The organism is Streptomyces boluensis, from assembly GCF_009908195.1.
GTDB classification, from domain to species: Bacteria; Actinomycetota; Actinomycetes; order Streptomycetales; family Streptomycetaceae; genus Streptomyces; species Streptomyces boluensis.
This window is the reverse complement of record NZ_JAAAHS010000006.1, coordinates 16,491-29,630: the sequence shown is the minus strand read 5'-3', so window position 1 is coordinate 29,630 and position 13,140 is coordinate 16,491. Positions and strand designations below refer to the sequence as shown.

Annotated in this window: 10 protein-coding genes; 8 read left to right on the top strand and 2 right to left on the bottom strand. The window is 73.7% G+C overall.

What is annotated here, in order from left to right; all coding sequences use genetic code 11:
* The first annotated feature begins 516 nt into the window (after positions 1 to 516).
* From GUY60_RS01815 to GUY60_RS01785, 7 genes are all read left to right on the top strand, one after another.
* Positions 517 to 2,088 carry a GMC family oxidoreductase gene (locus GUY60_RS01815; protein ID WP_161693049.1) on the top strand — a complete coding sequence of 524 codons (1,572 nt, stop codon included), beginning with the start codon at positions 517 to 519 and terminating at the stop codon, positions 2,086 to 2,088.
* A gap of 315 nt (positions 2,089 to 2,403) precedes the next feature.
* Complete coding sequence (locus tag GUY60_RS01810; protein WP_161693048.1) at positions 2,404 to 3,432, top strand: 3-oxoacyl-ACP synthase III family protein; 1,029 nt, start codon at positions 2,404 to 2,406, stop codon at positions 3,430 to 3,432.
* Positions 3,429 to 4,169 (top strand): glycosyltransferase family A protein, encoded by a 741-nt coding sequence (locus GUY60_RS01805; protein ID WP_312866147.1) that lies wholly within the window; start codon positions 3,429 to 3,431, stop codon positions 4,167 to 4,169. The genes GUY60_RS01810 and GUY60_RS01805 overlap by 4 nt, the downstream gene beginning before the upstream one ends.
* The gene (locus GUY60_RS01800) at positions 4,169 to 5,668 is read left to right on the top strand and encodes a class I adenylate-forming enzyme family protein (protein WP_161693047.1); all 1,500 of its coding nucleotides are present in this window, start codon (positions 4,169 to 4,171) and stop codon (positions 5,666 to 5,668) included. Before GUY60_RS01805 ends, GUY60_RS01800 begins: the two co-directional genes overlap by 1 nt.
* Positions 5,665 to 6,438: a glycosyltransferase family 2 protein gene (locus GUY60_RS01795; protein ID WP_161693046.1), complete on the top strand. Its 774-nt coding sequence runs from the start codon at positions 5,665 to 5,667 to the stop codon at positions 6,436 to 6,438. The genes GUY60_RS01800 and GUY60_RS01795 overlap by 4 nt, the downstream gene beginning before the upstream one ends.
* The gene (locus GUY60_RS01790; RefSeq protein WP_161693045.1) at positions 6,435 to 7,610 is read left to right on the top strand and encodes a cytochrome P450; all 1,176 of its coding nucleotides are present in this window, start codon (positions 6,435 to 6,437) and stop codon (positions 7,608 to 7,610) included. The genes GUY60_RS01795 and GUY60_RS01790 overlap by 4 nt, the downstream gene beginning before the upstream one ends.
* Positions 7,607 to 8,536, top strand: coding sequence for an NAD-dependent epimerase/dehydratase family protein (locus GUY60_RS01785; RefSeq protein WP_161693044.1), 930 nt, complete (start codon positions 7,607 to 7,609; stop codon positions 8,534 to 8,536). The genes GUY60_RS01790 and GUY60_RS01785 overlap by 4 nt, the downstream gene beginning before the upstream one ends.
* A 127-nt stretch (positions 8,537 to 8,663) precedes the next feature.
* Here the strand turns inward: GUY60_RS01785 and GUY60_RS01780 are convergent, their stop codons facing one another.
* Together GUY60_RS01780 and GUY60_RS01775 are read right to left on the bottom strand one after the other, a co-directional pair.
* The gene (locus tag GUY60_RS01780; protein ID WP_161693043.1) at positions 8,664 to 10,316 is read right to left on the bottom strand and encodes a sodium:solute symporter family transporter; all 1,653 of its coding nucleotides are present in this window, start codon (positions 10,314 to 10,316) and stop codon (positions 8,664 to 8,666) included.
* A gap of 4 nt (positions 10,317 to 10,320) precedes the next feature.
* Complete coding sequence (locus GUY60_RS01775) at positions 10,321 to 10,569, bottom strand: hypothetical protein (RefSeq protein WP_161693042.1); 249 nt, start codon at positions 10,567 to 10,569, stop codon at positions 10,321 to 10,323.
* A 330-nt stretch (positions 10,570 to 10,899) separates the two neighbouring features.
* Between GUY60_RS01775 and GUY60_RS01770 the strand changes: the two genes are divergently transcribed.
* Positions 10,900 to 13,089 carry an ATP-binding SpoIIE family protein phosphatase gene (locus GUY60_RS01770; RefSeq protein ID WP_161693041.1) on the top strand — a complete coding sequence of 730 codons (2,190 nt, stop codon included), beginning with the start codon at positions 10,900 to 10,902 and terminating at the stop codon, positions 13,087 to 13,089.
* Positions 13,090 to 13,140 lie beyond the last annotated feature (51 nt).

Below are 13,140 nucleotides of genomic sequence, written 5' to 3'. Positions count from 1 at the left end.
CCCTTCTCGCTTGGCGGGCACGCTGCCCCGCACTGCGGTTCACCGCCGGCGGGCCGGTGCCTGCGGGCCGGTGTCGTCTGCGCGCGGGACGGGCCGGTGCGCGACGAGGACGCAAGACAGACACAGCGCGGAAGTCACCTTCACCAGCCATGGCGTCGCTTGTGCCGCCTGGCATCTTCCGGCCACGAGCGACGCACTCGCGGGCCCGGACGGACAACCGTGTGTGGTCATGGCACACGGCTCAGGCGACACGCGCGACAGCGGTCGCGGCGGCGCGCCTGGCCGGGCACGGGCTGCGCGACGCGGCCCGTCCGGTCAACTCGACGTCGTCGTCGCGCTGTTGGGCTCGCCCGTACGGGGCCGGAACTCTACTCCCGGCACGACCGGTCAGTGAGCCACGATCAACTCCTTGACCGCTCGCCGGCACGTCGTTCGTCGCACGCATTCCCCAGTCAGGCACTTCAGTCAGGTTCTTCAGCCAGGCACTTCAGCCAGGTTCTTCGTTCAAGGGACGGGATGAGCATGTACGACTACGTCATCGTCGGCGCAGGCTCCGCGGGCTGTGTGCTCGCCGCGCGGCTCTCGGAGGACCCCGACGTGCGGGTGGCCCTCGTCGAGGCCGGCGGGCCCGACACCGCTCAGGAGGTCCATGTCCCGGCCGCCTTCCCGCAGTTGCTCAAGTCCGGGCTCGACTGGGACCTGGACTCGGATCCGGAGCCCGGCATCGGCGACCGGCGGACGTACCTGCCCCGCGGCAAGGTGTTCGGCGGCTGCAGCTCGATCAACGCGATGATCTACATCCGGGGCAGCCGCGCCGACTACGACGGCTGGGCCGCGACCGGGGCCACCGGCTGGTCGTACGACGAGGTCCTGCCGTACTTCAAGCGCTCCGAGGACAACGAGCGCGGCGCGGACGAGCACCACGGCGCGGGCGGGCCGCTGACCGTCAGCGAGGGCAGGTCGGAGCACCCGCTCGCCACGGCCTTCGTACGGGCCGCCCAACAGGCCGGGCACAAGGCGAACGACGACTTCAACGGTCCTTCACAACTCGGCGTGGGGCGCTACCAGTTGACGCAGCGCGGCGGTATGCGGTGCAGCTCGGCCGTCGCCTTCCTGCACCCGGCGCTCGAGCGGCCCAACCTCACCGTGCTCCCGTCGGCCCGTGCGCACCGCGTGGTGGTCGAGGGCGGCCGGGCCGTGGGCGTCGAGGTGGAGCGGGGCGGGGCGGTCGAGGTGGTCCGCGCCGAGCGGGAGGTGATCCTGTCCGCGGGCGCGTACGAGTCCCCGAAGCTGCTGATGCTGTCAGGGATCGGACCGGCGGCGCTGCTCTCCGCCCTCGGCCTGGAGGTCCTACGCGACCTGCCCGTGGGCCAGGGACTGCAGGACCACTACATGACGCTGCTGAACTTCCGGACCGACACCGAGTCCCTCGTGTCGGCCGCTTCGCCGGAGAACGCGGCGCTGCTGCAGAGCGAGGGGCGCGGCCCGCTGTCCTCCAACGTCGCCGAGACCGGCGGCTTCTTCCGCAGCAGGCCCGAACTCGCTGCCGCCGACGTGCAGTTCCACGCAGCGCCGGTCCTCTTCCACCAGGAGGGCCTCGGTCCGGTGTCCGAGCACGGATTCTCCTTCGGGCCGTGCGTCCTCGCCCCGACGAGCCGCGGTGCGGTGACGCTGCGCTCGCCGCGCCCGGACGCCGCGCCCCGCATCGTGCACAACTATCTGACGACGGCCGAGGACCGGGACTCCCTCGTCGCCGGCATCCGGATCGCGCTGGAGATCGCGGCTCAGCAGGCCGTCACCGAGCTGGTCACGAGCCCGTACGACGTACCCGCTTCCGACTCCGACGCGGACCTCCTCGCCTGGGCGCAGCGCTCCGGGCAGACGCTGTACCACCCGACCTCGACCTGCGCGATCGGCTCCGTCGTCGACCCCGAGCTGCGGGTGTACGACGTCGAGGGGCTGCGTGTCGTCGACGCGTCCGTGTTCCCGACCGTGCCGCGCGGCAACACCAACGCGCCCACCATCATGGCCGCGGAGAAGGCAGCCGACCTGATCAAGGGCGCCACGACCGGCAAGGGATCCGCCTGACGACCACCTCACCGCCGGCCGAGGAGTCGCGGGAGATCTGCCGCGCCGTGGCCGAGGGTGCGCGCGGCCGCTACACCTCCCGGACGACAGCCCGCTGGTCGGCGAGGAGTGAACCACGGACCGCCCCGGGCGACACGCCCACCGGGGGCCGGCCGTCTCCGTAGGACCACGGAACGCCTGCCTCCGGGTCGCCCGGATCCAGCCGACGGCCCCCTGCGCCCCGACTCGCGCACCCCGCAAGGTGACCGACTACGCAGGGCCATCTGAGTACGCGTGCTCAGGCGGGGCGCGTGACGCCGCTCGTAGCGTCCCCGCATGCATATAGACCACGCTGCTCGCGGAGCGGCGCTCCGTGTCGGGATCACCTCGGTGGGCTCCTGCCTGCCCGACACCGAGGTGACGTCGCGGGACCTCCAGGAGCAGATCACCGCCGCCTCCGGCGTCCGCCTCCCCGAGCGGACCCTCGAACGCGTCACCGGCATCGGCACGCGCCGCGCCGCGGCGGAGGGCGAGTACGCCTCGACGCTCGCCGTGCGGGCGGCCCGCACCGCACTGGAACGCGCCGGACTCACTCCGTGCGACGTGGATCTGCTGCTGTTCGCCTCCGCCACACGCGACATGGTCGAACCGGCCACCGCGCACATCGTTCAGGCCGAACTGGGCTCCCGCGCCCACGCGTTGGACGTGACGAACGCCTGCAACAGCTTCGTCAACGGCATCGACACGGCCCGCTCGATGATCCTCGCCGGCCGCGCCCGCCGCGCCCTCGTCGTCACGGGCGAGACCCCGAGCCGGGCCGTACGGCACGCGCCCTCCGGGCCGGGCCAACTCCGCGACGGCTTCGCGGGATACACCTTCGGGGACGCGGGCGCGGCCGTCGTCCTTGAGCAGGTGGAGCGGGGCGGCATCCTCGACGTGGACACCGAGACCCACTCCGAGCACTGGCCGGTCGGCGGGATCTTCGGCGGCGGTTCACGCCACCCGCGCGGGGACGAGCACACGTACTTCCACGGCGACGGCGGCGAACTCCGCGAGGTCTTCGAGAAGGTCGGCACGTCGGTCCTGGACCGGATGCGGCAGCGCACCGGCCTCGACTGGAACGACTTCCGGCACATCCTGGTGCACCAGGTCACCGTCCCGTACCTGGAGCGGTTCACCGAACTCACCGGCGTACCCCGGGACCGGCTCGTCGTCACCGTGCCGGAACTCGGCAACATGGCCAGCGCCACGCTCGGCGTGCAGCTCGACCTCGTCCACGAGCAACTGCGGCCGGGAGAGCGGGTGTTGTTCGTCGGTCTCGGCGGCGGCGTGAGCCTCATGACCCTCGTCTGGGAGAAGGCGTGAACGCCCTGTGGGTCGTGGTGCCCGCCCACCAGGAGGCCGCGCGCATCGGCGCCACCCTGCGGGCCCTCGCCGCCCAGCGCGACCGCGACTTCACGCTGGTCGTCGTGGACAACGCCTCCACCGACGGCACCGCCGCCATCGCGCACGACTTCGCCCGCTGGGCGCCCTTCCCGGTGCACGTCCTCAGCGAGCCGGAGAAGGGTGTGGGCTGCGCGGTCGACACCGGCTTCCGTTACGCGATCGACCACGGCGCGGCCCTCCTCGCCCGTACCGACGCCGACTGCCTGCCGCGCCCCGGCTGGACCGCCGGCGCCCGCGACGCCCTGCGCCACGGTGCGGGCCTGGTGTGCGGCCGCATCGACGCCCGCCGCGACGAGCACGGCCCCCTCGGGCGTGCCGGGTTCCGCGCCCTGGTCCGGATCGCCGCGTTCTTCGGCCGGATCCGCCCCGCCCACCGGCGCCGCCACGGCTATCTCGCGCCCTACCGGATGCACGCCGGCAACAACATGGCCATCACGGCCGCCCTGTACGACCGCGTCGGCGGCATGCCGCGCCGTCCGTCCCCCACCGACCGGCTGTTCCTGAACCGGGTGCGCCGCCACACCACCGCCATCGTCCACGCCCGCGACATGGCCGTGGAGAACTCCACCCGCAGGCTGCGCGCCTACGGCATCACCGGCACCGCCCGCTGGTACCTCGACAAGGGTCCGGGCCGCCACGGGGAGGACCCACGCTGATGCTCGACACACTCGCCCACGCCCTGCGGGCCCGGCCCGACCGGCCCGCCCTCCTGGGCACAGGCCTTACCGGCGCCGTACGCACCAAGGTCACCAACGGGGACCTGGCCGACCTCGCCGACGCCCTAACCGGCGCGCTCCACCGGCGGGGCGTCACCTGGGGCAGCACCATCGGCGTCGCTGTACGCCCCGGGCCCCGTGCCCTCGCCGTGATGCTCGCCGCGCACCGGCTCGGCGCGCGGGCCGCGGTGCTCGACCCCGGCGCCGGACCGGACGTGCTGCGCGCCCGACTCGCCCTGGCCCGCCCCGAGTTGGTCCTCGCCGACGCCACCGCGCAGGCCGCTGCCGGTTGGGCCCGACCGCTCGCCCGCCGCGCCCGGCTCGCCCTGCCGCAGCTCTCGGACCTCGGCCCGGTCGTCACCGTCGGGCCCCGACTGCCCGGCTGCGCCCCGGCCCTGGACGACGGCGGTCGTACGACGGGACTGCCGCGCCCTGTCGACGCGGACGGCGACGCGGTCGTCGTATTCACCTCGGGCACCACCTCACGGCCCCGCGCCGTGGTGCACAGCCGCTCCTCGCTCGCCGCCGGCATGGCCACGGTCGTCGACCTGGTCCGCCCCGCCGCCGGGCGGCCCGTCCTCGGCGGCACCTTCTTCGTTCTGCTGCCCTCCCTCGCGAGCGGCGCCCCGGTCGCGCTGCCCGCCCGGTCCCCGCGCTCCCTGTCCCGCCAGTTGCGTCAACTCACCCCACAGGCCACGTATTTGACGCCTCCTCAACTGCGGAGCGTGCTGGCGGCCGGCGGGCGGTTCACCGGACGGGTCTGGACCGGTTCGGCGCCCGCGAGCACCGAACTCCTCACCCGCGTCAAACACGCGGGCGCCGCCGAGGCGTGGGGCGTCTACGCCCTGACGGAACTGTTCCCGGCCGCTGCCGTCGAGCAGGCCGACAAGGCCGCCTTCACGGGCGACGGCGACCTCGTCGGCGCACCCCTGCCCGGAGTGACCGCCAAGACCGACGCGCACGGCGAACTGCTGCTGTCCGGCCCGGCCGCACGCGACCGCTATCTCGGCGAGGAGCCGGACCCGTGGGTCGCGACCGGTGACCGGGCGCGCCTCGACTCGGGCCGGATCGTCCTTGAGGGCCGCCACAAGGACATGGTGCTCAGGCATGCGGAGAACATCTATCCCGGTCTGTACGAACCGGCGCTGCACGTCCCGGGAGTCGAACTCGCCCTGATCGTGGGCGTACCGGCAGGTGACGGAGACGAGCACCTCGTCGCCGTCGTACAGCCCGCCCCGGGATCCGACCGCACCGCCCTGCGCGCCGCACTGGCCGGGCCCCTGGACCGTATGGGCGCCGCCCGGCCGGACGCCGTGCTCCTCGCCGACATCCCGCTCTCCGGCCGCTCCCTGAAGCCCGACCGCGCCGCCACCGCCCGCCTCGCCGCCGCGCGCCTCGCCGAACAGAGCGCCCGCCCCGCCCGACGGAGCCGACGATGACGCCACCCGACAACGGTCCGCTGCTCTGGGCCGTGGTGCCCGCCTACAACGAGGAGAAGTCCATCGGGGCCACCCTCGACGCGCTCGCCGCGCAGACCGACACCCGCTACACCCTCGTGGTCGTCGACAACGCCTCCACCGACGGGACCGCCGCGCTCGTGCGCGGCTTCGCCGCCACCGCGCCCATGCCCGTGCACCTGGTCCACGAGAAGGAGCGGGGCACCGGCGCCGCCGTCGACACCGGGTTCCGGCACGCCATCGAGCACGGCGCCCGACTGCTCGTACGCACCGACGCCGACTGCCTGCCGGCGCACGACTGGATCGCCGCGGCACGCGCCGAGTTCGCCCGCGGAACCGAGATGGCCTGCGGCCGGAGTGTCCCGCGCAGCGACGAACACCCCACCCCCGTCGAGCGTTTGCTCCCCGCCGTGATCCGGGCGACCGCGCTGTACGGTCGCTACCGCTCCGCACACCGCCACCCGCGCTACCGCGCCCCCTATGTGCTGTGCCACGGCCACAACCTCGCCATCACCGCCGACCTGTACCTGCGCTGCGGCGGCGCGCCCCGCACCCCGCTGGAAGGGCCGCCCGAGGACGTGGTCCTGCTCAACCGGGCCCGCGAGCACAGCGACCGGATCGCACGCGCGGAGCGGATGGTCGTGCACACCAGTCTCAGGCGGCTGCGGGCGTGGGGCGCCCGCCGCACCCTGCTGTGGTCCTGGGACCGCCGCTACCGTCCGGCCGAGCTCGGGCAGGTGCACGTCCGATGACCGGCCGGACCTCCACCACGGGCCGGGCCCTGCGCCGCGACCGCCGCGTCCACACCCGCTCCCACCCCGTGCTTTTCGCCCTCCTCGCGGCCACGCGCCGCAAGGACGTGACCCGGGTCGGCGGCACGCTCCTCGTGCACGGGACCGAGCCGTACCGGCACGCCCTCACCCGCATCCCGCTGGACCGCACCGCGGCCGGCACCACGGGCGGCGCGGCCCGCCAACTCTCCGCCGGGGGAACGCTGTTCGACCAGCACGGCAGCGACCACCGGAACACCCGGCGCACCCTCGCCGACGACCTCGGCGCGAGCGGCGTGGAGCTCCTGCGCCCCGTCTGGCGTGACGTCCTCGCCCGCCGGCTCGCCCCGCTCGGCACCGGCCGCACGGTCGACCTCGTCCCCCTGGCCCGCGAACTGGCCGGCGCCACCGTCCGCGCACTCCTCGACACCCGGGCCGACCCGGAGGACATCGCCGAAGCCGCGGCACACGCGGCTGCCACCGCCGTACGCGACCATCTGCCCGGACCCCGGCCGCCCGGCACCGCACGCGCCGCCGCCGCAGCGGCCGCACATCTGGAGGCGCTCCTCGCGCCGGGCTGCCCGCGCGACGCGGCCCCGGAGTCCGCGCTGCGCGCCATGCTCGCCGTCGCCGCCGTCAACACCACCGTCGCGGCCCTGCCCCGGGCCGCCGCATGGTGCGCCGACGCCGGGCTCTGGGACCAGGCCGCCGACGACCGGCTGCGCCCGGCGCTCGTACGCGAACTCCTGCGCGTCGTCGCACCGTCCCCGCTGCTGCCCCGCGTGGCGGCCGCCGACGCCGAGCTGGGCGGATGCCCGGTGAGCGCGGGCGACCGCCTGATCCTGGTCGCCCGGCACGCGGCACGCGCCCACTGCGAGCCGCCCGACACCCATGCCCCGGCACCGGCCGACGTGGCCCAACTCGTGTTCGGCGCGGGCCCGCACGCCTGTCCCGGCGCGCGGCTTGCCCGTGCCCAACTCGACGACACGCTCGCCGCACTCGCGCCCCACCAACCGACCGTCCTGCGCGCCCGCGTCGACCGCCGCGCGGCCCTGCCCGGCTGGCGCACACTCACCGTCCGGGCCACGCGGACGGGCCGAACCACCAGCAGCGGCGGGGCCACGGCCCGCCCCGCACCACCGGAGCACCCATGACCACCATCGCCGTCACAGGAGCGAGCGGCTTCTGCGGCTCGCACGTCGCCGTCACGGCCGCCGCCCGCGGCGCCGACGTCCTGTGCGTCGGGCGCCGCCCCGGCCCGGTCGGGCGGCACATCCCCTGGGACGCGGCACGCGACATCCCCGACCTGTCGGGCGCGGACCTCGTCGTCCACTGCGCCGCCGCCGTCGGCGACCCGTGCCCGCGCTCCCCCGCCGAGGCCGCCATGCACGCCGTCAATGTCGACGGCACGGCCCGCCTCCTCCGGGCCGCGGCCGGGCGGCCCGTGGTGTGGGTGAGCAGTGCCAGCGTGTACGAGCGGGGCCCCGGCCGCACGCACATCACCGAGGACCATCCGGTCCGCGGCCACCTCAACGCGTACGGGCGCACCAAGGCCGCCGGTGAGGCCCTCGCCCTCGACGCCGGTGCCGTGGTGCTGCGTCCGCGCGCGGTCTACGGCGCCGGGGACCCCCACTTGGCGCCCCGGCTCCTCTCCCGCGTCCGGCACGGGCTGCTGATGCTCCCCGGGCCGAGCGTCCGGCTCAGCCTGACGGCCGTCGAGAACCTCACCGACGCGTGTCTGGCGGCGGCCGACTGGCCCGAGGGCGCGTACAACATCGCCGATCCGGCCCCGTACGACCGGGACGAGGCCATCCGGACCGTGCTGCGCGCCCACGGTGTCCGCGCCCGCATCGGCCACCTGCCGCGGCCGGTCACCGCCACAGCGGTACGCGCCGCCGCAGCGTTGACCCGGCTGCGTCCGCACACCGAGCAGCCCCTCACCCGCTACGCCGTCGACCAACTCGCCAACTCCGTCGTCCTGGACGTGACCAAGGCGCGGCGCCGGGGTTGGGAGGCCCGGCGCACGCTCAGCGACTACGCCCCGGCGGATGCCGCCTGGCTTTCGGCCCTGCCGGGCTGACGGGCCGTGCCAGGGGTTGTCTGCCGCGGTCCGAGGCAGTGCGTCGAGCACCTGCGTCCCGCCGGTCGTCGTCAAGTGACGTGCGGTCCGGGCCAGTTGGCGGCTCCTGGCCCGGAGCCGCATCCGGTCATCCCCGCCAGACCGAGGCGGGCGGGGCCTCATGGCGGGTGCCGCTGCCGCTCGTCCGCTGGGACGCCGCGCGTCGCGTACCGCGGCCGCTCAGCGCCGGCTGCCTCGTACTGCCCAGCCATCCGAGGAGGAAGGCCGCCGGTACGGAGACCAGGCCCGAGGTGTGGAACGGGTACCAGTCGAAGGACGCCTCCGGCCACAACGCGAAGTCGGTCCCGGAGACGGTGGGCGAGAAGAACGTGAGGGCTGTGCAGAGGAAAAGCCCGCCGTAGACGGACCACAGGAGGCCTCTGCGGTTGAAGCCCGGCCAGAAGAAGGAGTAGATCAGCGCGGGGAAGACACAGGTCGCCGCGGTGCCCAACGAGAAGGTGACCAGGAATTCGACGGGGTAGTCGTGCACGGCGGCGGACAGGGCGAGGCCGCCCACGCACAGGACGGCGACGGTGGTGCGCAGCGCCCTGACCTCTCCGGTGGCGCCTAGGGGGCGCTTGGTCCGGGCGAGGACGTCGTGTGTGAGGGACACCGCGGCGGCGAAGGTCACGCTGGTCACGCCCGTCAGTACGGCGAGGAAGGCGACGCACGCGACGACGGTGATGACCACCACGCGCGCCGTCGACGCGTGCCCGAGGACGCCGGAGGCCAGCAGGATCGGGGCCGCCTGCCCGTTGGCGTCGACCGCGCCGATCTGCCCGCTGCCGACCACCGCCGCGGCCGCGAAGCCCGTCGCGATCAGGAGGAGATAGAAGACTCCCGTCAGCCCCACCGCGATGCTCGTGGACCGACGTGCGGACCGTCCGCTCCCCGAGGCGGCGACGCGGAGGAGCAGGTGCGGCATCATCGCCATTCCGAGGATCACGATGATGTGGTCGCTGATGGTGTTCAACGGGCCGAGCCCCGCCGTGTGCGCCCACAGACCGCGACTCAGATACCCGTCCGGATCCGTGCTCTGCTCGACCGCTGCCGTGAGCAGGTCGCCGGGGCTCCACGAGAACTTCCGCAACGCGAGCAGGGTGATCACCGAGAGCGCAAGGAAGGTGACGGGCACCTTGGCGATCTGTACGAAGCTCGCCCCTCGCAGGTCCGCCACCGCGGCGAAGCAGGCGACGAGCAGGCCCATCAGCACCGTGCAGGCCACCTGGGCCGTGTCGGTCGACATGCCGATCAGGAGCGCGGCGCTGATGCCGGCGGCACGCAGTTGGACCACGAGCAGGGGAACGGTGATGAACAGCGTCACCACGGCCGCCGCCGTGCGCACTCCCGGACCTGACGCTCGCAGGGAGAAGAGACCGCCGAGGGTGAAGCAGCCGCTTTCGCGGACCTTCCGGGCGAGGAGCAGCAGCGCCCCGAGTGCGATGACGCTGTCGACGGCGGAGGCGAACCCGTCGTAGCCGAACAGGGCGATCGCGCCGGTTGCCGTGAACAGCGTGACGACGGTGATGTATTCACCCGCCAGGGCGAAGCCGTTGAAGAGGGGTGTGAGGGACCGGTCGGCGATGTAGAGGCTCTCGGGGCGTTCGTCAGGGCTGGCGAGCGTGAAGACCCACAGCAGGCACAGGCCGATGAAGACGAGGAAGGCAGTGATCACCGGGGCACGAGCCGCCGAGCCGACCGGGTCGAGGGGAGCCGAACTCAAGAGCAGAGGAGTGGTCATCGGCTCACCACCCGGCCTCTCGCATCGGCGGAGCATCTGCTGCACCGGCCGGTCCGAGGGGCGCTGGAGACAGCTCGACGTGGTGGCGCACGCGCGCGCACCGGTCCTCGTACCACCACACACTGGCGAGGAAGACGCCCAGTTGCAGCACGCCCCATACGACGCCGAGCGTGAGTCGCCCGACGACGTCCACGCCGGTGGCCTCGGTGGAGCAGGACAGCACGATGCCGACGGCCAGGGGCGCCCCGTTCACGGCGAGGAACGCTCGCCGTACGCGCCGCGGGGCGCCGTCGGGGCCGTCACCCGTACCCGGCGCAGGTGGACGGCCAGGGGGCGCGGGTGTGGAGCGGAAGTGCACGGAGACCTCCAGAAGCAGGGGGAGAGGCGGGCGCGCGGTGGCCGCATACGCAGGCAGCGCGAGCCGGGCGCGACGGGCGAACCCGCGAACCCGCGAACCCTGAACTCGAAAAAGAATCGAGTTTGAGTTTACGCAGGCTTGATCGCGCCCGTTCACCGGCCCCCGCAGCGGCCGGGCCGCAGCCATCCGGTGGCAGGAGTCCGCTCAGCTCCGGACAATGCCCGTATGCGCACCGATGTCGACGCGTTCCTCCGCCGTCTGGCCCGAGAGCTCAGACCGCGGACGGACGAGTCGGCCGAGGCCCTGCTGCGGCGGATGCGCAGCGAGCTCCCGGAACCGTGGGCCTACGAGGACATCGCCGCCCTCGTCGCCGAGGAGACGGCCGGTCACGTCACCGCGTTCCTGGACCTCCTCGAACGCGGCCTCGACGCGACCGAGATCGCGGCACCGCCCCAGGCCGTCGAACTCGCGCGCGCGTTCGCCCGCAACGGAGTGCCGATCAGCACGCTCCTGCACGCCTACCGGCTCGGCCATGTCGGCCTGCTCCAGCTCATCCAGGCCGAGGTCCCGCGGCTCACCCGCGACCCCGAGCTGATCCACGGCGCGGCCATGCAACTGATGTCGGCGGGTTTCGCGTACGTGGACCGCAGTTCCGCGCGCGTCGTCGCCGCCTATCAGGAGGAGCGCGACCGGCGGCTGCAGCGTCGGCTCCTCCTGGCCAACGAGGCAGGCCGACGGGTCGGGAGCACGCTCGACATCACCCGCACCAGCCAGGAGTTGGCGGATGTCTGCACCGACGACTTCGCCGGTCTCGTCACCGTCGACCTCCTGGTCTCCGTGCTCGACGACGAGGACGCGTACCCACCCTCGGACCCGCCGCTCCTCCGCCGCACCGCCCAGCAATCCCAACTCGGCGCCGATGTCGGGGAGTTGACCGTCGCGCCGGGCCGGACGCACGCCTACCCGGCGGATGCGGCGCCTGCCCGCGCGCTGGCCACGGGGATGCCCGCACGGCACCACCTCGCGGAGTCCGAATCCTGGGCAGGGTGGGCGCCGGAAGCGGACAGCGGCGGCGGCGAGCACGGCCCCGGCGGCTTCCCTTCGGCTCTGCTGCTACCGCTGCTGGCGCGCGGAGAGATCCTGGGCCTCGTCCAGTTCTTCCGCGCGGGGAGCGCGGCGCCCTTCGACGAGGACGACCTCCTCCTGGCCCAGGAGATCGCGGCCCGAGCAGCGGTCTCCATCGACAACGCCCGCCGGTACACACACGAGCGCTCCACCGCTCTCACCCTCCAGCGCAGCCTGCTGCCGCAGCACGCGGTGGAGCAGTCCGCCGTCACCGCCGCCTCCCGCTACCTGCCCAGCGGATCCCGCGCGGGTGTGGGCGGTGACTGGTACGACGTGATCCCGCTGTCCGGCGCCCGGGTCGCGCTCGTCGTCGGTGACGTCGTCGGACGCGGTCTGCGCGCCGCCGCCACCATGGGCCGGCTCCGCCTGGCCGTCCGTGCCTTCGCCGACATCGACCTGATGCCCGACGAGCTGCTCACGCACCTGGACGACGTGGTCATCCGCCTGCAGCACGAGGAAGGGCAGGACGCGGGCGAGACCAGCGCCACCTGCCTGTACGCGGTCTACGACCCGGTCTCCCGCGTGTGCTCCCTGGCCAGCGCCGGCCATGTCCTGCCGGCTGTGGCCACTCCCCCGGACGGCGAGCGCGACGCCGCTGCCGCCCGTTCGGCCGCCTTCCCCGACATGCCGATCGGCCCACCGCTCGGCCTGGGCGGACTCCCTTTCGAAACCGTGGAGTTGGAGCTTCCGGAGGGAAGTCTGCTGACCCTCTACACCGACGGACTCATCCAGAGCCGTAAGCGCGACGTCGACACCGCACGCGACATGCTGCTCCACGTCCTCGACCACGCACCCGACTCGCCGGACGAGGTCTGCGACCAGTTGCTCGCCGCGCTCCTGCCGGACCGCCCGGTCGACGACATCGCCCTGCTCGTATCGCGAACCCAGGCGCTTGACCCGGACCACGTCGCGACGCTCGACCTCCCCTCCGACCCGTCGGCGGTCTCCGGCGCCCGCTCCTTCGCATCCGACAGGCTGGACGCCTGGGGCCTTGACGAGCTGTCCTTCACCACGGAACTCATCGTCAGCGAGCTGGTGACCAACGCGATCCGCTACGGCAAGAGCCCGGTCCAACTGCGGCTGATCAACGAGTCCACGCTGACCTGCGAGGTCTTCGACGCCAACAGCACCGCCCCACACCTGCGCCACGCCCGGAGCAACGACGAGGGCGGGCGCGGACTGCTGCTTGTGGCCCAGCTCTCCGAGCGCTGGGGCACGCGGCACAGCCGTGCGGGCAAGGTGATCTGGGCGGAACAGAGTCTGCCGTCCGACACCACGTTCCCCGGCTGAGCCGGATGACGCCTACGGTCCGGAGATCTCCACGGCCGAGGGAGCTTCGGA